The 20,885-nt window shown below is 45.3% G+C and carries 12 protein-coding genes, 2 tRNA genes and 3 rRNA genes; 3 read left to right on the top strand and 14 right to left on the bottom strand.

Translation table 11 applies throughout. The annotated features are described in order from the left end of the window. Window positions 1-2 precede the first annotated feature (2 nt). Window positions 3-1,673: a potassium-transporting ATPase subunit KdpA gene (gene kdpA / locus ACLVWP_RS08860; protein WP_413561409.1), complete on the bottom strand. Its 1,671-nt coding sequence runs from the start codon at window positions 1,671-1,673 to the stop codon at window positions 3-5. 256 nt (window positions 1,674-1,929) lie between these two features. Here kdpA and ACLVWP_RS08855 point away from each other — a divergent pair, with 256 nt between their 5' ends. Then, on the top strand, window positions 1,930-2,553 hold the full coding sequence (locus ACLVWP_RS08855; RefSeq protein WP_413561407.1) for an NADPH-dependent FMN reductase: 624 nt from the start codon (window positions 1,930-1,932) through the stop codon (window positions 2,551-2,553). Between the two features lie 199 nt (window positions 2,554-2,752). On the opposite strand, the gene ACLVWP_RS08850 is transcribed toward ACLVWP_RS08855, so the two are convergent. The 5 genes from ACLVWP_RS08850 to ACLVWP_RS08830 form a co-directional block, all read right to left on the bottom strand. Further along, the gene (locus ACLVWP_RS08850) at window positions 2,753-3,199 is read right to left on the bottom strand and encodes a DMT family transporter (protein WP_413561406.1); all 447 of its coding nucleotides are present in this window, start codon (window positions 3,197-3,199) and stop codon (window positions 2,753-2,755) included. Window positions 3,200-3,590: 391 nt separating this feature from the next. Then, window positions 3,591-3,707, bottom strand: a 5S ribosomal RNA gene (rrf, locus tag ACLVWP_RS08845). A 252-nt stretch (window positions 3,708-3,959) separates the two neighbouring features. Beyond that, window positions 3,960-6,900: ribosomal RNA gene (locus ACLVWP_RS08840) — 23S ribosomal RNA — on the bottom strand. 124 nt (window positions 6,901-7,024) lie between these two features. Beyond that, window positions 7,025-7,101: transfer RNA gene (locus ACLVWP_RS08835), tRNA-Ile, on the bottom strand. 151 nt (window positions 7,102-7,252) lie between these two features. Continuing rightward, window positions 7,253-8,766 (bottom strand): 16S ribosomal RNA (locus tag ACLVWP_RS08830). The 16S, 23S and 5S rRNA genes sit together here with 1 tRNA gene alongside, the layout of an rRNA operon. Before the next feature lie 677 nt (window positions 8,767-9,443). Between ACLVWP_RS08830 and ACLVWP_RS08825 the strand changes: the two genes are divergently transcribed. After that, window positions 9,444-9,710: a hypothetical protein gene (locus tag ACLVWP_RS08825; RefSeq protein ID WP_413561405.1), complete on the top strand. Its 267-nt coding sequence runs from the start codon at window positions 9,444-9,446 to the stop codon at window positions 9,708-9,710. 86 nt (window positions 9,711-9,796) lie between these two features. On the opposite strand, the gene ACLVWP_RS08820 is transcribed toward ACLVWP_RS08825, so the two are convergent. The 8 genes from ACLVWP_RS08820 to ACLVWP_RS08785 all read right to left on the bottom strand — a co-directional run bounded on the left by ACLVWP_RS08820 (window position 9,797) and on the right by ACLVWP_RS08785 (window position 20,183). Next, entirely contained in the window at window positions 9,797-10,066 is a 270-nt protein-coding gene (locus ACLVWP_RS08820) for a hypothetical protein (protein WP_413561404.1), read from the bottom strand. 199 nt (window positions 10,067-10,265) lie between these two features. Continuing rightward, window positions 10,266-10,718: a hypothetical protein gene (locus ACLVWP_RS08815; RefSeq protein ID WP_413561401.1), complete on the bottom strand. Its 453-nt coding sequence runs from the start codon at window positions 10,716-10,718 to the stop codon at window positions 10,266-10,268. 215 nt (window positions 10,719-10,933) lie between these two features. After that, window positions 10,934-14,548 (bottom strand): PAS domain-containing protein, encoded by a 3,615-nt coding sequence (locus ACLVWP_RS08810; protein WP_413561399.1) that lies wholly within the window; start codon window positions 14,546-14,548, stop codon window positions 10,934-10,936. 152 nt (window positions 14,549-14,700) lie between these two features. Next, complete coding sequence (locus ACLVWP_RS08805) at window positions 14,701-16,029, bottom strand: hypothetical protein (protein ID WP_413561398.1); 1,329 nt, start codon at window positions 16,027-16,029, stop codon at window positions 14,701-14,703. Between the two features lie 50 nt (window positions 16,030-16,079). Beyond that, the gene (locus tag ACLVWP_RS08800) at window positions 16,080-17,960 is read right to left on the bottom strand and encodes an LTA synthase family protein (protein ID WP_413561396.1); all 1,881 of its coding nucleotides are present in this window, start codon (window positions 17,958-17,960) and stop codon (window positions 16,080-16,082) included. Window positions 17,961-18,313: 353 nt separating this feature from the next. After that, a tRNA-His gene (locus ACLVWP_RS08795) sits at window positions 18,314-18,389 on the bottom strand. A gap of 80 nt (window positions 18,390-18,469) precedes the next feature. Further along, window positions 18,470-19,441 (bottom strand): hypothetical protein, encoded by a 972-nt coding sequence (locus ACLVWP_RS08790; RefSeq protein ID WP_413561395.1) that lies wholly within the window; start codon window positions 19,439-19,441, stop codon window positions 18,470-18,472. After that, window positions 19,422-20,183, bottom strand: coding sequence for a glycosyltransferase family 2 protein (locus ACLVWP_RS08785; protein ID WP_413561394.1), 762 nt, complete (start codon window positions 20,181-20,183; stop codon window positions 19,422-19,424). Before ACLVWP_RS08785 ends, ACLVWP_RS08790 begins: the two co-directional genes overlap by 20 nt. A gap of 84 nt (window positions 20,184-20,267) precedes the next feature. Between ACLVWP_RS08785 and ACLVWP_RS08780 the strand changes: the two genes are divergently transcribed. Then, window positions 20,268-20,885, top strand: coding sequence for a hypothetical protein (locus ACLVWP_RS08780; protein ID WP_413561393.1), 618 nt, complete (start codon window positions 20,268-20,270; stop codon window positions 20,883-20,885).

The raw sequence follows: 20,885 nt of genomic DNA, 5'->3' as shown, positions 1-20,885 counted from the left end.
TACTAACCTTGTGAAATCATCAAAAGATGTTCCAAGATTGGTCCTAACGACAATGCCGGGAAAAACGTCAATGCTCCCACAATCAAAATCACACTTGCGAGCAATCCGCCGAACAATAAGGAATCCGTTTTAAAAGTCCCTGATGAGGGAGGAGAGATTTTTTTCGCGCTCAAACTACCAGCTACTATCAACACCGGAATGATGATCGCAAAACGACCAATCAACATCGAGACACCCAGCATGACGTTATAAAAAACTGTGTTCACCGAAAGACTGCCGAATGCCGATCCGTTATTCCCTGCCGCCGAAGAAAATGCGTAAAGCACCTCACTCAGACCATGAGGACCTTGATGCCCAAGACCTGCAAGTCCCGCAGGAACCATCACCGAGAGCGCCGATCCCAACAGAATCGTCGCACAGGGAGCGAGCACACCCACAACAGTCCAAGTGATCTCACGAGCTTCAATTTTTTTACCAAGATATTCAGGAGTTCTACCAACCATCAACCCCGCAAGGAAGACAGTTAAAATCACAAAGAGAAGAATACCGTACATACCTGCACCGACACCACCAAACACAACCTCACCCAACATCATATTGAGCATTGCGATACCACCCGAAAGCGGCGTCATACTGGAGAGCATGCCATTCACCGATCCATTGGATGCGGCCGTCGTAAACACCGACCAAACAACTGTGTTCGCGACACCCAAACGAACTTCCTTACCCTCCATCGAACCGAATGCATATTCAGACCACATCGAAACAGATAAGGTCGTCACTAGGAGCGCCATCATCACACCAAATAATACCCAGCCTTGGCGACGTGACCCCACCATCAAACCAAAGAGATAAGTACAGCCAGCGGCGATGGCTAACAAAGCTACCGTCTGCAAAAAGTTTGATAGTGGCGTTGGATTTTCAAAAGGATGTGCACTATTCACACCAAAGTAGCCGCCACCATTGGAGCCCAATTGTTTGATGGCGATTTGCGAAGCCGCAGGCCCCTGAGGGATGACTTGCTCGACACCTTCAACGGTTTTGATATGGTCGTAGGGAAGAAAATTCTGAACCACACCTTGCCCCATCAAAATGACCGTAAAGATGATCGAAAGAGGCAAAAACACATGCACAGTTCCGCGAGTCAAATCCACCCAAAAGTTTCCCAGATTTGAACTTTGTTTATTTACGATCCCACGAGCAATTGCTAATAAAACTGCAAGCCCCGTCGCCGCACTCACAAAGTTCTGTACACCCAAACCCAACATCTGCGTCAGATAGCTCAAAGTATTTTCACCCGAGTAAGCTTGCCAATTCGTATTGGTGACAAAACTCACCGCCGTATTAAAAGCTAAATGCCAAGACACGCCCGGAATATTTTCCGGATTCAGAGGCAACACTCCTTGTAACATCAGTAGCAGCATCAAAAAAATCAGACCTAAGAAATTAAAAATCAGAAGTGTTTTTGCATAACTCTTCCAATTCATCTCCTCTGTTTCGCGAATACCCGCGATCTTATAAACGGCAACTTCTAACGGACGAAAAATATTGATCACTACATTCCGTTGTCCGGTAAAAACTTTGAACATGTAGTTCCCCAAAAGAGGGGTTAGAAAAGTCACGGCCAACAACGCCGCCAGTATTTGCACGAGATCCACACCAGTAAATGCCATAAATCATTCCTTCTTACTGGCTTCACTATAGAACTCAGGACCTCAACCGAAGATAAAAAGCCCGGCCCGAGATATAAAGAAAACATAAAAATGCCTCTGAAAATGTCTCATTTTCCAGCACTGCTCTCCGGAAATCTTATGTTTCAAGCCAAGACAGCAATGTAAGTTGGCAGGAAAGGCGGAGCCTTCTTATCCAAAGCTCGGCAGTAGGCAAAAATACTCTGAGGCTTGATAATATCTAAGGAAAGGATCGCAGATGAAAATCTTCTGTTTTGCACCGGTTTTAAGAAAAGGTTCTTTCAACAAAAAACTTATCCGCATAGCGAAGACCATCGCGGCTGAATACCCCGATGCTCAAGTCGAACTCTGTGAATTTAATGAATTCCCAATGCCAATCTACGATGGAGATTTAGAAACAGAAAAAGGCATTCCCGAAGGAGTAAAAAAATTAGCAGAAAAGATCACCCAGGCCGACGCCATCATCATCTCCTCACCCGAATACAACGGCAGCATTCCCGGACCTTTTAAAAACGCCATAGACTGGCTGTCACGCCTTAAGCCTGTGCCCCTAGCACAGAAGCAGATTCTGCTAATTGGAGCGTCTATAAGTCAATTTGCAGCGATTAAAGGCAATTTCCACAGCAGGGTGCCACTGCATGTGCTGGGCTCCTTCGTTTATCCCGATTATTTCGGCGTCGCCTTCGCAGAATCCGCGTTCGACGAAAAAGATCAACTCAAGGACGAAAAACAAACCGACCGATTGAGAAAACTCATCGGCAACTTCCTACATTACGCCTCGAGAACAGAAGCGCCCTTCGACAGACTCAATGAATTCTTCAACGAACAAAAACAAAGCCACGACGAAAAACATCCACATTGAAGAATTGAAGAATTGAAGAATTGAAGAATTGAAGAATTGAAGAATTGAAGAATTGAAGAATTGAAGAATTGAAGAATTGAAGAATTGAAGAATTGAAGAATTGAAGAATTGTTTTTTTGATTTCTCTTTGTTGCAACCAAAAAAAATCCCGAAGTTTTTAGCTTCGGGATTTTCTTCTGCTGCTTTGCTTTTTCTTATTCTATCCAGAATTACGATTCATAACAGTCGTTCTCCCTGGCAACTCAACGGTTGCCGGTGCAACAACTGCAGGAGATTCATTTTTAATTTGTTGTTTTACCTCTGTTTCAACAGCAACTTGCTCAACAGATTGCTGACCAGAGAAATTCAACATCACAACACCAAGAACAATCAAAGATGTTGCGACCACTTTTTGAAGTGGCAACGGTTCATTGAAAACAAAAAGACCCACAACTGCCATGATAGCAGTCCCCACACCGGCCCAAATCGCATAAACCATGCTGACCGGTAGAGTTTTGAGTGCGAACGTAATACAGAAAAAAGAAATAGCAAAACAGAGAACCATGATTATGGATGGAACCAGCCGAGTGAATCCATCCGCATATTTCATACCGATAGTACCTAAGATCTCGAAGATAATTGCCGCCGCAAGATATGCATATGGCATAAAGCACCTTTTAAGATGAACCTTTCTTGTCGTTTATTCAGTTTTCGTTTCCCGTGCCCCAGATGACTCTCTGGGAGATCTTTTTTTGAATCCATTAGCGGAAAAAAGACTTAAAAAGCGAACAGGAAGAAAATTCCTGTCTTTGATATAACTAGAATACCATGACGGCTGACAAAAAGCTCTCGCGTCTGGACTAAATTTATTTAACTTCGTGAATTCAAGTACTTAACTCAAATAGCAATCTCAATTTGAGCGACTTATTTTGATATTCAGGACCCTACTTTTGATATAAAAAATAGACTATTTTATGGTCAAAACAAATATGAACTTGTTTGATGAAAAGACATAAAAAAACCCGATCTGTTTCCAGACCGGGTTCGAGTAAAAAAAGAGCTGGCGTCGTGCTACTCTCCCACATGGTCGCCCATGCAATACCATCGCCGCAAGAGGACTTAACTTCTGAGTTCGGAATGGGATCAGGTGTGGCCCCTCTGCTATAAACACCAGCAAAGCGTTTATTAATACAAAGATGAAGTACGTTTATACTTCGTCGTTCTTCTTGGCAACTTACTTCCAATACAAATGGAGAAGTTACTTTCTATTTCAGACAACTGAATGATTGATTTAATTGATTTTTAGCGAGTCGTTGTTAGTTCCAAGTTTTAACTCTCTTACTTATTCAGAGAGCTAGTCTCTCGTTCTCATTTAAGAGAAGTCACTGAGACGAAATCTTCGTAACTTAAAGTTAGAAGAATATTTTTTAAAAAAGCCTCACGACCTATTAGTACGGATCAGCTGAATACATTACTGTACTTACACCTTCCGCCTATCAACCTCGTAGTCTCCGAGGAGTCTTTAGGGGGCCGAAGCCCCAGTGAAATCTAATCTTGTAGTCTGCTTCCCGCTTAGATGCTTTCAGCGGTTATCAGTTCCGAACATAGCTACCCTGCATTGCTCTTGGCAGAACAACAGGAACACCAGAGGTTCGTCCATCCCGGTCCTCTCGTACTAAGGACAGGTCTACTCAAATTTCATGCGCCCACAGAAGATAAGGACCAAACTGTCTCACGACGTTCTGAACCCAGCTCGCGTACCACTTTAATTAGCGAACAGCTAAACCCTTGGGACCTGCTCCAGCCCCAGGATGTGATGAGCCGACATCGAGGTGCCAAACTCCATCGTCGATATGGACTCTTGGATGGAATAAGCCTGTTATCCCCGGAGTACCTTTTATCCGTTGAGCGATGGCCCTTCCACGCGGGACCACCGGATCACTTTGGCCTGCTTTCGCACCTGCTCGACTTGTAGGTCTCGCAGTCAAGCCCCCTTATGCCAATGCACTCGACGCCTGGTTTCCAATCAGGCTGAGGGGACCATCGCGCGCCTCCGTTACTTTTTGGGAGGCGACCGCCCCAGTCAAACTGCCCACCAGACAGTGTCCCTCTCCTCGTGACGAGGAGCAGGTTAGATTTCAAAGGTGCCAAGGGTGGTATTTCAAGGTTGACTCCACAAGGGCTAGCGCCCCTGCTTCAAAGTCTCCCACCTATCCTACACATGCCAACTCTAAAATCACTGCCAAGCTACAGTAAAGGTTCACGGGGTCTTTCCGTCTTTCTGCGGGTACTCGGCATTTTCACCGAGAATTCAATTTCGCGAGGCATTTGGTCGAGACACCGGAGAAGTCGTTACGCCATTCGTGCAGGTCGGAACTTACCCGACAAGGAATTTCGCTACCTTAGGACCGTTATAGTTACGGCCGCCGTTTACTGGGGCTTCGATTCTCAGCTTCGCTTGCGCTAACTAATCCTCTTAACCTTCCAGCACCGGGCAGGCGTCAGTATGTATACTTCGTCTTGAGACTTTGCACATACCTGTGTTTTTGATAAACAGTCGCTACTCCCATTTCTCTGCGACCCGAAAAAGCTTGGGGAGTAAATCCTTACACTCTCGCGGGCACACCTTTTCCCGAAGTTACGGTGTTAAGTTGCCGAGTTCCTTGACCAAAATTCACCCCATCGCCTTAGGATATTCACCCCACTCACCTGAGTCGGTTTACGGTACGAGCTAACAAATCTAAATTTACGAAACTTTTCTTGGATACATGGCTTTTCTCACTTCCGATTCAAAGAATCTCGCATTCACGCCTCAGTGTTATGTGCCGCGGATTTGCCTACGACACCACCTACACGCTTACACCTCAATCCAATAAGAGGCTGAGATAGCCTATACCGTCATTCCTTAAACACAATTTGCTAGGTAACGGAATATTAACCGTTTTGCCATCGATTACGCCACTTGGCCTCATCTTAGGACTCGACTAACCCTGGGAAGATTATCTTTACCCAGGAATCCTTGAGTTTTCGGCGCCCGGGTTTTTCACCCGAGTTCAACGCTACTTATGTCAGCATGATCACTTCTAGTTCGTCCAGCTGTCCTACCGGTCAACCTTCATCCTACGCTAGAACGCTCCCCTACCACTAAAATATAAAATATCTTAATCCAAAGCTTCGGTAACACGCTTAGCCCCGTTGTATCTTCCGCGCAGAGTCACTAGACTAGTGAGCTATTACGCTTTCTTTAAAGGATTGCTGCTTCTAAGCCAACCTCCTAGTTGTCAAAGTAACTCCACAACGTTCTCCACTGAGCGTGCATTTAGGGACCTTAGCTGTTGGTCTGGGCTCTTTCCCTCTCGACGCATGACCTTATCACCCTGCGTCTGCCTGCTGAGGAACATATCTGTGGCATTCGGAGTTTATTTGGGTTTGGTAATCCGGTAAAGACCCCTAGCCCATTCAGTGCTCTACCTCCACGATACTTTTTACTCAACGCTATACCTAAATATATTTCGGGGAGAACCAGCTATCACCCAGTTTGATTGGCCTTTCACCCCTAATCACAGATCATCAAAAGAGTTTTCAACCTCAACTTGTTCGGTCCTCCACGAGGTGTTACCCTCGCTTCAACCTGTCCATGATTAGATCACCGGGTTTCGGGTCTATGCCTGCAAACTAAACGCCCTATTCAGACTCGCTTTCGCTACGACTACACCTTCAACGGCTTAATCTCGCTTGCAAACATAACTCGCTGACTCATTATGCAAAAGGTACGCTATCACCCACTTAAGGGGCTCTAACTGCTTGTAAGCTTACGGTTTCAGTTTCTATTTCACTCCCCTCTCGGGGTTCTTTTCACCTTTCCCTCACGGTACTTGTTCACTATCGGTCACTAAGGAATATTTAGCCTTATGAGGTGGTCCTCACAGATTCCCACAAAATTTCACGTGTTTTGTGGTACTCGGGATGCCGCTAGAGCCATTGAGCATTTCGAACACGGGGCTATCACCCTATCTTGCCAGACTTTCCAGACTGTTGTTCTATACTCTCCGGTCCCACATTGCGGTCCCACGACCCCTCAATCAAATAAATGATTAAGGTTTAGGCTGTTACCCGTTCGCTCGCCACTACTAAGGTAATCTCGGAATTGATTTCTCTTCCTGAGGGTACTGAGATGTTTCACTTCCCCTCGTTAGCTTCAGACACCTATGTATTCAGTGAATGATATCATAAAATGATGAGTTTCCTCATTCGGACATCTCCGGATCAAAGTGTGTGTGCCACTCCCCGAAGCTTATCGCAGCTTACCACGTCCTTCATCGCTTCTTAGTGCCAAGGCATCCACCGTAAGCCCTTTGTAGCTTTAAAAAATGGAACTAACCTCGCTAAAAATCAACTAAATCAATCTATTCAATTGTCAAAGAACGAAAAATCGTTCGAGCGCAAAAATCTCTTATTCACCTCTAACAGACCAACTCAATTTGTTGAAAGTTGGTGGGCCAGGGAAGACTCGAACTTCCGACCCCACGCTTATCAAGCGTGTGCTCTAACCAACTGAGCTACTGGCCCATGTTAGATGCGATAAGAGTTTTCACTCTTTCAAAACTAAACAGCTAGAAAAGATTTTTGGGACTCACCCACTCGGGAAGAGTGAGTTGACCTAAGATTGTGATTGCTTTTTTCAAGACAAGCTTGAAATGCCGATCACCATAATCCTTAGAAAGGAGGTGATCCAGCCGCAGGTTCCCCTACGGCTACCTTGTTACGACTTCACCCCAATCATCGACCATACCTTGGGCGCCTGCCTCCTTGCGGTTAGCGCAGCGACTTCTGGTACAACCAACTTTCATGGTGTGACGGGCGGTGTGTACAAGGCCCGGGAACGTATTCACCGCGGCATTCTGATCCGCGATTACTAGCGATTCCAACTTCATGGTCTCGAGTTGCAGAGACCAATCTGAACTTAGATAGCTTTTATCCGATTTGCTCCATCTCGCGACTTCGCTTCAGTTTGTGACTACCATTGTAGCACGTGTGTAGCCCTAGGCATAAGGGCCATGAGGACTTGACGTCATCCCCACCTTCCTCCGGTTTAACACCGGCAGTCCATCTAGAGTGCCCAACTGAATGCTGGCAACTAAATGCAGGGGTTGCGCTCGTTGCGGGACTTAACCCAACATCTCACGACACGAGCTGACGACAGCCATGCAGCACCTGTGTACCGACTCTTGCGAGCTACGGCGTTTCCGCCAATATTCCAGTACATGTCAAGCCTAGGTAAGGTTCTTCGCGTTGCATCGAATTAAACCACATGCTCCACCGCTTGTGCGGGCCCCCGTCAATTTCTTTGAGTTTTAATCTTGCGACCGTACTCCCCAGGCGGGATACTTAACGCGTTAGCTTCGTCACTGAAGGGGTCAATACCTCCAACAACAAGTATCCATCGTTTATGGTGCGGACTACCAGGGTATCTAATCCTGTTTGATCCCCGCACTTTCGGGTCTGAGTGTCAGTGTGTAGCCAGATAGCCGCCTTCGCCACCGGTATTCCTCTTGATATCTACGTATTTTACCACTACACCAAGAATTCTACTATCCTCTCTACCACTCAAGCTACGCAGTATCAGATGCACTTCTAGGGTTGAGCCCTAGGCTTTCACACCTGACTTACATAGCCACCTACACCCGCTTTACGCCCAATAATTCCGAACAACGCTAGGATCCCTCGTCTTACCGCGGCTGCTGGCACGAAGTTAGCCGATCCTTTCTTGCAGGGTACCTTCATTGTGTTATTCCCCTGCGACAGAGCTTTACGACCCGAAGGCCTTCATCACTCACGCGGCGTCGCTGCATCAGAGTTTCCTCCATTGTGCAATATTCCCTACTGCTGCCTCCCGTAGGAGTCTGGACCGTGTCTCAGTTCCAGTGTGACTGATCATCCTCTCAGACCAGTTAAAGATCGTCGCCTTGGTGAGCCATTACCTCACCAACTAGCTAATCTTACGCGGACTCATCTTAGAGCGAAAAACCTTTGACCTCTTGAACCGCAGTTCTTGTGGTCTTATGCGGTATTAGCTAATCTTTCGACTAGTTATCCCCCACTCTAAGGCAGATTATCCACGCGTTACTCACCCGTGCGCCACTAGTACTCACCCGAAAGCTTTCCCCGTTCGACTTGCATGTATTAGGCACGCCGCCAGCGTTTGTTCTGAGCCAGAATCAAACTCTCCAGTTTAAATTCTGTATCAACCAAACTACTAGCTCTCGCTTGTATGTTTGTTCGAATATATTTAATTTTGAAATTGTGAATACTTATTACTAAGTATTCAAAGAGCCCAAAAATCTATTTCTTCTAGCTATTCAGTTTTCAAAGAGCGAATCATTTCTCATCGTTAATGTTACTTAGCGACGAGGTAGACGGTTGTATCGAAGACCGAAGTCCTTGTCAACACCCGTTCAAACTTTTTTCTCAATTTTTTTCAAAAATAAAAAATTCAGAAAATCGTTCGGGTTCACTGCTGCCAGCGAAACAGAACATATTGAATACAAATCAATAAGTTAAGTGAGCTGTTTATGCTTGGTTTTTCAAACATCGCGGCGGTGAGGCTGAGTTATAGGCTCAATCCCCAAACCGCGCAACAGGTTTTTTATTTATTTTCGAATGCGGCTTATACGGGCAAAAACTGCAGTTTTTGCTGACTAAATAGGCAGATTTTGGATTCGCACCGCTTCATGCCCGGAAAGCGGGCTCTATTATATAGGCATAATTCACCCTATATATAAGCTTTTCGGCGATTCCAGCTGCGACCTCATGTCTTGTGACACCTTACTATTATGTAAATTTTTATCTGACAGTAAACCTGCAAACATTTGGCGTGCGAGTTAATTCAATATCCAACAAGGAGGATACATATGAAAAAGCACGTTTTGGTACTAGCAGCTACTGTAGCATTCGCAGGTCACTTTGCATTTGCAGCTGACCATGAAGACTCTCACAGCAAGTCTGTAGACACTTCTAAAAACCCAATCACTGGCACAACTACTACTACTGAAAAATCAGAAGCTAAAGCTCACTCAGGTGATGCTAAGTCTGAGAAGAAAATGAAAAAGAAAACTAAAAAACACTCTGATGGCTCTCAAAAAACCACAACAGAGACTGAAACAACTGAATCTCACTAGTTAGCTGAGAGACAGAAAAATAAAAAGAGCAGGTGACATACCTGCTCTTTTTATTTTTAAACACTGCCCTTTACTATAGGCAGCTATTACTCGGAATCGCGGTGAACAATCACCTCTACTCCGCCGTCTTCTTGGGCCATAGGATTATAGGTGACAGGGTTATAGGCTCTGACTCTTTTGGCAGAGACCACATCGCCTTGAAAACTCTTATCGGAATTCACCATGCGGGAGACAGATTTCTGTACAGCCTTGCCTTCTTTTCCCGAACTCTCAATAAGAGAGTGAAAATCACCTCTGGCAAAAGAGATGGAAGAGAAAAAGATCATTCCTATTACAGTCGCAAATTGAATATTCATATATCCCCCTCGATAATGTTTTCTAAGGAGCAAAGCCCGGGCCAGGGCGAAATCATCTCTGCTTTGATTTCAGATGACTAGGAGTTGGTGAGTATTGCCTGGAGCGTTCTGCAAACTTCCTGAATTCACTGGAGTTTTGGGAGCACTTGAGTGGAATCTCGACATGTTCCCAACTTTTACAGCGAAACGTCTCAATTTACTACACGCGAGTCACGCCGGAGGCGACCTTCTGATTGCGCTTAATAGCTGGTTTTTTAACTTGGTATTTTTTTGCTTTGATTTTCTTTTTAGAGTTGGGAGCAGCAACGCTTGCCACAGCACGCTTCTGCTTTTTAATTTTCTTTTGCTTAGCGATGTAGCGTTCAAACGTCATCAATGGTTTGTTCGTGTGCTTAATATCGCCCCATCTTCTAACAGGAGTTGCTACTGGATAAATCGGGCTTGGTGCCACGGCGATCGCAGCAACAAGAGGCTCCGGAGAATATGCAGCCGGCGGATTGTAATCGGCCATGAGAGCGGCTTGCAGATTGCGCTGTCTATCTGACATTTGGGTGTTTATTTTTGAATTGATTTTTTCCGGAAGCGGCCCAGCCCACTTCACAGCTTGGAATACAACAATAGATACGACGAGCATCGAGACAAAAAAGTTCATAGACTCACTCCCCACCAAACGAATGTTAGAATAAACACATCTTGCAAATCCGTAATTCAAAATAAGAATTCTCGTATTAAGAAGTTTCAAAGTGCGACTGGGTGGAATCTCTCAACAGAAATCGCGAGGGATTGTTTTATACAATCAGAAACGGCTGACTCCAATTTCATGAATATACGATGGAAGGCTAAGCGATTTAGCAACTGCTCGAGTGGCTAAGCACCGACTTTTTGCGACTCAGCCATCCACTTTTCCAGAATGACAGAGAGCTTTTTGATATCAACGGGCTTCGTGATGTAATCGTTCATCCCCACATCCAAACATTTCTCCGCATCACCGGCCATTGCGTTCGCAGTCATTGCGAGAATTGGGATGTTGGGGTTTGAGATATTTTTAGCTGTGCGGATAATGTGCGTGGCTTCGTAGCCATCCATCTCGGGCATTTGGCAGTCCATGAGGATCAAGTCATAAGGAATTGATGAAAGCGTCTCTAACACTTCCTTACCATTCGCTACGACGTCGGCGTGATATCCCAGCTTCTGCACCATCTTAGAAGTAATAACCTGATTTACAGGGTTGTCTTCCGCGATAAGGATGCGACCTCGCTTAGTGCGTGGCTTGAGCAAAGTGGTACTGTCAACTTGGTCGCTCTCTTTTTTGTGGGCGCGAGGCATTTCGACTTCGAACCAGAATGTGGACCCCTGGCCAAGCTCACTGAGAACGCCGATTGTGCCGCCCATTTTCTCAACCAATGACTTACAAATAGAAAGTCCTAGCCCTGTCCCGCCGAATCTTCTGTGAGTTGAGGCATCGGCTTGAGAGAACGCTCGGAAGAGCTTTTTCAGATCTTGCTCCGACATACCAATGCCTGTGTCTTGCACCTCAAAGCGCAAACGACATCTCTCTTCACTCGCACTTAGAAGAGTGGCACGCAGAGTGACCACGCCCTCTTTCGTGAATTTGATCGCATTGCTGACGAGATTGATAAGAACTTGCTTCACGCGCCCAGCGTCCCCTTTTACTAAAGGCAGCGTTTGAGCGTATTCGACTTGTAAATCGATTTTTTTCTTTTTAGCGGAGAGATCCAGGGTTTTTCTGACATCTTCGATAGAATCGATGACACAGAAATCCATGAATTCAAAATCAAGTTTGCCCGCCTCGATTTTAGAGAAATCGAGAATGTCATTGATAACCGTAAGAAGAGCCTCACCAGAACGCTTGACGGTGTCGACATAGTCGCGCTGTTCTTCGTCCAGATGAGTATCCAATAGGAGCCCCGTCATACCAATCACACCATTGATAGGTGTTCTGATTTCGTGACTCATATTTGCTAGGAATTCAGATTTCAGTTTCGTCGCAGAAAGGGCTTCCTCTCTGGCTTTAACGAGCTCATTAATTTGCGATGTCACGATGACGATACCGCCGATTTCACCCTGCAAGTCATACCAAGGATGCATCGCCCAACTGATATAGTTCTTAGTGCCAGTGGCATCGACGTAAATATCTTCGGAATTCGACTGAGTTTCGCCAGCAAGACATTTAATATGACTCTCACGACGATCATCTGTGAATTGAGGAAGGATTTCGAAGTGCGACTTCCCAATAATGTTTTGAATTTCGATCTTATGCTCACGCAACCAAGAGTGACTGTGCGCTATGTAGTTCATATCTCGATCTACCATGGCCATGGCGATGGGAGTTTCTTCGAGCATCTTTTGAAGCTGATCACGACCTTGCGTTGCGATCACGGCGCGAGCTTTGGCTTGATCGGCGTCTTTAAGGGCCGTGATGTCCGTAGAGACCCCACACAATGCATAGGGAATGCCTTGCTTATCATACAGCGGAAATTTTTGGGAGATATAGGTATGCACGCCGTCCTCATGAGGAGCTAACTCTTCCTCACTGACCGCGACAAGATCTCGCAGGACCTTTTCATCGTATGCACGGAAACGATCCGCGTACTCCTTAGGCCAGACTTCGTAATCGTCTTTACCAATTAACTCTAACTTCGGTCTTCCCGCCATTTGCTCGTACGAGCGATTTACGAAGGTCAAGCGACCTTCGAGATCTTTGATGTAAATAACGGCGTTGGAGTTATCCAAAATGGATTCGAGCTCAACCTGTTTTGAGCGAATTACAATTTCAGCTTCTTTACTGAGCGTTAAGTCATTAAACATAACGATTAGCTCAGAGACTTGGCCTGATTGATTTTTTAGTGGTCTAAAATAGACTTCCACCCACCGCGATCGCCCTGGATAACCATAGGTCGGAGGATCGTAATGGATTGGCGGTGACACGACGGACTCCCCTTTGTAGGCCTGTTTAACGAGGTCACGCAGCTGGAGGTCTTTAACCATAGGATCTTTATAAATACTGTACTCAAAAAGAATTTGCGGAAGATCCACGTCGGAAATACTCCACAAATCCTGCCACGATTTATTGGCAGAGATAATTCGACCATCAAGGGCGAGCATCACTGTTGCAAAAGGGCTTTCATCGACGATGGTTTTAAACCGCAGTTCATTTGCACGGATTGTGGCTTCGGCCATTTTTTTCTCGTGAATATCGGTGCAGGTTCCGAACCATTTAGACACGTGCCCGTTGGCATCGAAGCTTGGAACACCACGTACAAAGAACCAGCGGTACTCGCCGGTTTTAGATTTTAATCTATATTCAATCGCGAACTCAACTTGGCTTATGAGAGCTTCATTCCAAGTGACATCAGTGCGTTCTAAGTCGTCAGGGTGAACGACTTGACTGGTCTCAACCTCGACACCGACACCGGTATACATTTTCCATCGGTTATTTACGAAAATGACTTTTCCGGAGGCATCGGTTTGCCAAATTAATTGCGGGATGTTTTCAGAGATTAACTGAAGTTCGTTGGTTTGCTCAGAAACGGTTTTTGTGAGGGCTTCTTGTTGCTGCTTTAGAACGGTGATGTCGCTGGCGATACCGACGGTTTGCATAACCTCGCCTTTGCCATTGCGACTAAATACAGATTCACGGAAGCGCAGCCAGCGCCACTCGCCAGTTGCATCCATAGCCCGAATATCGATCTCTTCGATCTCCTTCTGTAGCCCCCGTTTTGTATTATGCACATGATTCTGAAGCTTAGGAAGATCCTCAGGGTTCACTCGAGACAATAAGAAATTCGTCTGATCCTTATAGCTTTCGGTGATATTGGAAAATCCCAATAATGTTCCGATGTGCTTTGAGGAGTGAACCGTCTCTTGTTGTTTGATATCAAAAATATAAAGAACGTCGGGCGCTAGGAATGAGATCGCTTCACGGAATTTAACTTGCTCACTTGTAGCAATCATCGCATTGACGATTTTTTCTTCAGATTCACGCTTGATTAACGCCGAAGATACAAAACTTTGCATCATCGTTAGAACCTCAATAGTTTCCTCCGAAAATGCATAAGGGCGTTTAGACGAAACTTTGAGTACTCCAGCTGTCATGCCCGCTTTAAGCGGAACCACGACGATGGAACGTACACCGAGCACCCTGCAGGATTCTTTATTAACTCTCTCGTCGGTTTCAGAATCATTACAGATGGCCGCTTTGTTTTCTTCAATACACCAACCGGTCAAGCTTTGCTTTGCTGGCAATCGAGAACCAATACTGGGTGCATAAAGACCGCTGGCTGCGGTATAAACTATCTCGTCATCATCAAGGATTTTAACAACAGCCCCATCGGCGTTGCAAATGTCTTGGGCTTCTGCACAAATGAAATCCATCAACCCCTGATAGGTGGCTGCTTTTAAAGAGACATCTTGCTGTATGCGCAAGAGTCTTTTTAGAATTTCGATTTCGTGTAAACTCATCCTTAGAATTTCCCAATGCAAGCGGTGTGCTTTAATTCTATATGAGTTTAAGCAAAAAGAGAGGCTAAGCGAGACCGCCTAGCCCAATTTGTAATACTAATATGAGTTTAGTTAAAGATAGAATTACCAACTTTCAAGAAAGCTTGAAAACTTTATTTTGTTTGTCTCTTTAACTCACATACGACGCTATTTTCTGTCGAATTTTCTGACGTAGTGAATTTAAATTGTGCGTACATTTTTTGGTCAGGAATCACATTCAACGCTGGAACTAAAATATTCGGTTTGATCTTTGTTAGAGTCATTCCATTAAAATGAGTTACACGCGAAGCACTTGCCACAAAAGAAAGTGTCACGCCCTTTTGCATTTTATTTTTTTCTAGCGTCAACGGATAAGCACCCGCGATGGGCAGGTCAAAGGCAACAACAGTCGCGGAATCACTTTGCTGTGGCTCGCGAAGTTGCAATTCTTTACCATTTAATGCGCAGGAAATATCACTTAAAGCAATGTCTGCATCGAGACCTACTTCTTGCACGAGGGAGCGAATTTTATAGTTCTCGAACTCCGGCCAATTAAAAGTGTCTTTTGGATGGAGATAGAGTTCCAACGAACCCAGGTCAAAAGAAATAGCTTCGACCGCTGAGGTTAGACTTTCAGCCATTGCCTTTCTGGACACCTTATCTTCGCGTATACAGTATTCGGAAACCTCATTCAGCATTTCTGCAATGATTTTACCTTTAGTCTGAGTCAAAGCTGGCAATACGTAGTGCGCCTCTTTACCGTAAAAATTCGCAGCCGCTGTTTTTAGCAATTCAATTGAAGCACAGATATACTGGTTTTTACCGACGGCGATAACGGCCTCGTTCACCTTTGATTGAAGCAGAGACCCATTGGCTTCCGCCATGCTTTTATGAGACTCCAGAGGTGCTAACATCACGGATCTTGATAAAACAGCCTGCTCGACTGTTTTTTGCTCTGCTTCGCTCAGTCCATATTGAACTGCGACCTGCTTAAAGGCTTTTGCTATAACGGATATTTTAATACCTTCAGACGTGAGCCCTAGATTCTGAAGATCAATCGATAGAGTGCCTTTTTTGAGAGCTTGTAGAACTGGAGCCCCATCAGGACCCGCTTTGCTTGTGAGGAGCTTCTCTAGAGTCTGAGTTTCGTTTGTGTACTCTTTAATGCCTGCTAGATCCATCTGCATGCGAACAGTGGCATCGTAGAGGGCCGAGGTCAGCTCGGAGTTTAATTGAGTATTTGGGTCGGCAGACGCCGAGACGTCTTCTGCAGAGTAATTGCCTTGCAAACGCAGAATTGGATTATGGCCACCAGAAAGCTGCTTAACTTGGGTTGTGCCGTGATCTTGGAATCCGCGGCCTGTAATGTCTGTATCAGAATGAGACAAGAGAGAGCCGTCTTTGCTCGGTTGGCAGCCAACTGTCAAAAATATGAATGCGGTTACGAATATACGCGTTTTCATGGCAAAACTCCCTATTCATAAAATAGAGAGTCCGAAAACCATGCCGTCGATTATTGCTCGTTATCTGCGTGGGTGACCTGAGAGAAAAAGGCCTCTTTTTCACGGGGCCATACTTTGTCAGCAACTACCAAATCGTAATTGCGCCATACCCGCCCCACCTCTTTGCGGAACCCCTCTAGAGAAACAGGAGACTCCCCGTACTCGAGCAAGTTCGTCTGTTCCTTGGGATCTTGGCTGAGATCAAACAGGTACTCTTTTCCAGTTCTTTCAAAGAGCATGTACTTGTAGGGATATCCGATGACCGAGAAGTAGATTCCACCATAGGGCTGAACCATTGGGATGTATTCAGGAGCTTTTGCAAGCAAGGAGTCGCCGACAAAATGCGTGTGCGTGGAAATGCCCGCAAGATCCAAAACTGTCGCGGCTAAGTTCAGTTGCGAATAGGCCTCTTTCTCTCGACCAGGTTTAATAACGGGGTTCTTTCTGAAATCAAGAACAAGCATCGGTGTGCGGAAGTTTTCTTCGAAAGCTAGGTTTTCTATAAAATAGTTGTCGTGCTCACCCATGGGAATACTATGGTCCCCAAGTACGAAAACAACAGAATTGTCAGCGTAGACGCTTTTTTTAAGTTCACCAAAAAATGTTTCTAAATACTCATCTGTAATACGAATTGCATTGGCGTACTGCTGTCTGCGTCCCTGTGGGTTTGGCCAGATTTTGCGATCTTTCACCGGGACATCGTCATGAGGAACATGCGATGAGATCGTCGCTAGCGTCCCGAAAAGAGGTTTGCCGTTATGTTGCTGTTCTAATTGCGCGAAAAATCTTTTATAGAAAATATCATCGCGAATCCCCCAACCCCAACAGTCCCCAGGAGCTTCTTTTTCACAAGGACCACCTAAGGAATTCATCACGTCGTAGCCATTTTTAGTTGTGAACTCATGAGTGTTATCAAAGTTCACGTCAAAATTTGCCTTCGAAAAGATGGTATCGTAGCCGTTGTTTTTTAAAATTTGCGGCAGACAATTAAAATTGCGATCTACGAACTCAACGAAGTCTTTACCGTACAAGCTTGGAGTGACGCCACATAAAGAAGCAAAGTGGGCGCGCCCTGTCTGAATAGACTGGGAATAGAATCTCTCGAAATAAAGACCTTGTTTGATAAGTTGATTAAAGAATGGGGTGTATTCCTTGCCGTTTCTGGATTTGGATTCAGCAAAGTGGCCATTGAATGACTCTACGAAAATAATGAACACGTTGGGTTGTTGCTCGCCCGCACGTGAATGAACGGAATTGAATGTTCTGATCAGAGGAAACTCTTTCGAGCTTTGAGGCTTGTATTTCATTTGGAACGCGGTTCTTTGCGAGACCACTCTCCACATAACTGTTTTTGAAAAGCTCGAGAACTCATCCACCGGAGCGTAAACATGGGACATCATCACTGCGAAGATCCCCAGAGCTGGCACCAGCACCCAGGCTTTTCTTTGAGCTTGAGGACGCTTTAAATCAGCACGAACTGCCAAAACGGCTATGGCCGCCCCAACACCTGACCAGAAGTAATGGGGAAAGCTGAAAAGAGCATTCACCACTCCCATCGAATGGCCGAAAGTTCCTGGGCGCAAAATGGATTTCCAATGATCTGCGACGATTGCAAAATCAAAGACCTGGATCGTTCTGTGGTGATAATAACCGAGCATGCAGTAGGCGTACGTAAAGACAGCCGTCAATGAGAACATGAGCTTTGGGCGGGAACGAAATAGCACAAAGAACGAATCCAACGCAAAGAAGATCAATGCCAAGGAGAGTGCTACTAGCGAAAGATTTTGAATCGTCCATTCAAAGGGAAGTGCATTTTCGCGGCGATGAACTTCATAGATAAAGTACACAAAGACAAAGGCAAACCACAAAAAGCTATATTTAAATTTACTCAACCATCTCATCCTAAGATTTCCGTTTTCTACTTTAAAATCCCGCTGCTCATCACGGAAGAACGCACTGGTAAAAAGTCATCATGCCAGACAACATCTATTGGAAAAAGATTTTTATAATTTAGAGAGACTAACTGAGACGAAAAAGCAGACTTTTAGATGGAGATATTTGAGAATAATTTAGTTTTCTTGGAGTCATCTTGATGGATTTTTAACTTCGTCTGATGAACTACATTTACTCGAGATATTTTTTATTCTCGCAGAGCTGATCGTCGGGAAAATATCTGCAGACACTCTCGGAGAGAGCTGCGGAACTTTTATCTTTATTTTTCGGGATTTTTTTGAAGAAAGAAAATTGGGGTGACCGACGGGGCTTGAACCCGCGACACTCGGAATCACAATCCGATGCTCTACCAACTGAGCTACGGCCACCACAAAGGAAGGTCTTTTATAGAGCCAAGCCGCGGAAAGTGCAAGATGGAAAAATGCGGATTATCAAAATTCTTTAAAACCTAGTAATCACAGGTAGCTACGACGGGTTGCGCCTTACAGTTGATGCTCGCATTTTGCGCATTTAGGAGGGTTGATTCGGCCCACTCCCCATTGGCGTTGCAGCGCTGGCGCTGACAGGAGACCCCACGGCTGCTCAATAAACACTGCTTTTTCTCTGATTTTGGATTCCCCACACAGGTCCAAACACATTCATTAAAGCGGGCACTCGGGTTCGCGCAAATAGCGCCGGATTTCTTTTGCGCCTGGACAGCCTGTTGCTGTTTTTTTACTCGCTGAGCTTCTTGCTGTTTGCGTTTAGCCTCGGCTCCATTGAATCCAGCAAGCTCTTTATCTGAAATCTTAGTTACTGGAGTTAAATTCCCGCGGGGAATCTTTTTGCCCTTAAGCAAAACATCGTAAGCAATTTCTCCGCCCTCAATGAGACCTTGGAATCCCACCTGCTCCCCTGTTTTTGCCTGAGCAGAGGTTTCACCATTCAAAGCTGAAAACTCGATGCTGCCTTGAAGTACTTTGACTTCGCCGTAGGCTTTCGGAGGATTCATGTTAAACACAAAATCACCCGCGGGCGGAAGGAACTCGTAAAGATCCGTGCGCAAAGCCGTATTATAGTTTGGTTTCTCGTCTGCCTTTTGCTGCCAACGTAGACTGCCCGAACGAAGCATCAGAATTGGGGCTTCACCGCCCTCCCAGCTGATCGTTGGCAATAAAACACTGCTGCCAGGGAGCACTGTGAAACGACGGACACCGTCCAATGCGATTCGCACGGAGGCATCATCAGACGTCTCAAAGAGTGCTTTTTCTTGAAGTGGGGTTTTCGTGGTCAAAGAGATTTTCTTACCGTCTTTACCGGTTAAAAAGACTTTCCCCTGAACTTCCTCAATTAATGGGTACTTGGGTGGAGCTGCTACTGCAACTGCAGTTAAAGAAAGAACTGAAAGTACAACTTTAAGTTTAATTAGACTCTTTAACACGCTCGAGCTCCCAGAGTTTTGCATACTTTAAGAATAACGAATAAGCGGCTCCGATAGCGATAATAAACCCAGGAAGCCCATCCAAAAATCCAGCTTTAACGAAATAAGCCTCAACGAATTTACCAAATGGCTTAAAGATCATCTTTAAGTATGAAAACCTTTGCCCCTTCGCTTGAAGCTCTCGGGCACCCAAAGCTGAGTAACGATCATTAGTCACGATTTGATCACTGAGATCATCGAACACATAGTGAAGAAGTGGTGACGTCATCTTGAGCTGTTTTGCGACTTTCACTTTCTCGTGTACGTTCGCGGAATCCCACTTACTTTTGGATTTATTGAAAAGTCTTAGCTGGTAATCAGGATACCATCCACCATGCAAAATCCAACGGCCCAAATGGAAGGACTTGCGCGGGAACAAATACCCCGCCTCCGTGTCCAAACTCGCAAATTTTTCGATAATTTCAGAGGCAAGTTCAGGACTGAGAGCCTCATCGGCATCCAAGGATAATACCCAGGAGTTTTTAGCTTGTTCTGCGGCAAACGCCTTTTGGGGACCGAAGCCACGCCATTTTTCCTGGAAGACCCGAGCGCCTGCTTTTTCAGCAATCTCCACAGTGCGATCCGTCGAAAAGCTATCAACCACTACGACGTCGTCTGCAAAGGGAACAGAGCGAATGCATCGCTCGATATGCGCTTCTTCGTTCAAAGCAATTACAACAAGGGAAATGGGCAGTTTAGTCACAGAATTAAGATTGGTATTCGATCAAGGTCTTGTCAAATGATTCGCAACTCGATACCATTTTTTTGAGTCGAAAGGTCTTTATTGATGAAATTTGCTAAATACTTCGTTTTATGTCTGTTTTTGAGTTCGACAGCACATGCTTACTTGAGCATCGGCGAGTCCGCTGAAATCCTTCCTTCCAACTTAATGCAAGTCGGTTTGGAACCTCAAATTTTACTCAATCGCGAAAGCGGTCCTAACTTCGATATCTTCCTCGATCTTCCCGTCAGCGACTCAACGAGTGCGAGATTTTTAATTGGTGCGGGCTCCATTGATTTCAATGCCTTCGCAAGTGTTAAATGGATTCCATTTCCAGACGTGGCAAATCAACCAGCCATGGGCTTTCGTTTTGGCGCAGGCTGGGCACGCGATGTTGATGACAACATCTTGCAAGTTCAAGTGGCTCCCCTGTTGAGCAAAAAATTCGACACTGAGTACGGCACAACGGTTCCTTACATCGCAGTTCCATTTACATACATGAATACCAAAGAAGACAATTTTGTCGCCACGAACTTGGCAGTAGGCTCTGAGTGGCATCATCCTGAGTTAAAAGACACGATGACTTTGGGCGGAGAAGTCGGTGTAGACTTAAATAAATCTTATTCTTATATCAGCATTTTCGCGACTTTCCCTTTCGAGAGCAGCAAAGGATTCGGTAACTAG

The organism is Bdellovibrio sp. HCB209 (genome assembly GCF_047306065.1).
GTDB lineage: Bacteria > Bdellovibrionota > Bdellovibrionia > Bdellovibrionales > Bdellovibrionaceae > Bdellovibrio.
The sequence above is the reverse complement of the archived record's forward strand: the minus strand, read 5'-3'. Positions and strand labels throughout refer to the sequence as shown.

Coding starts and splice junctions, on each gene's coding strand:
- kdpA (WP_413561409.1), bottom strand. CDS start 1,673: ATGGCATTTACTGGTGTGGATCTCGTGCAAATACTGGCGGCGTTGTTG.
- ACLVWP_RS08855 (WP_413561407.1), top strand. CDS start 1,930: ATGAAAATCTTCTGTTTTGCACCGGTTTTAAGAAAAGGTTCTTTCAAC.
- ACLVWP_RS08850 (WP_413561406.1), bottom strand. CDS start 3,199: ATGCCATATGCATATCTTGCGGCGGCAATTATCTTCGAGATCTTAGGT.
- ACLVWP_RS08825 (WP_413561405.1), top strand. CDS start 9,444: ATGAAAAAGCACGTTTTGGTACTAGCAGCTACTGTAGCATTCGCAGGT.
- ACLVWP_RS08820 (WP_413561404.1), bottom strand. CDS start 10,066: ATGAATATTCAATTTGCGACTGTAATAGGAATGATCTTTTTCTCTTCC.
- ACLVWP_RS08815 (WP_413561401.1), bottom strand. CDS start 10,718: ATGAACTTTTTTGTCTCGATGCTCGTCGTATCTATTGTTGTATTCCAA.
- ACLVWP_RS08810 (WP_413561399.1), bottom strand. CDS start 14,548: ATGAGTTTACACGAAATCGAAATTCTAAAAAGACTCTTGCGCATACAG.
- ACLVWP_RS08805 (WP_413561398.1), bottom strand. CDS start 16,029: ATGAAAACGCGTATATTCGTAACCGCATTCATATTTTTGACAGTTGGC.
- ACLVWP_RS08780 (WP_413561393.1), top strand. CDS start 20,268: ATGAAATTTGCTAAATACTTCGTTTTATGTCTGTTTTTGAGTTCGACA.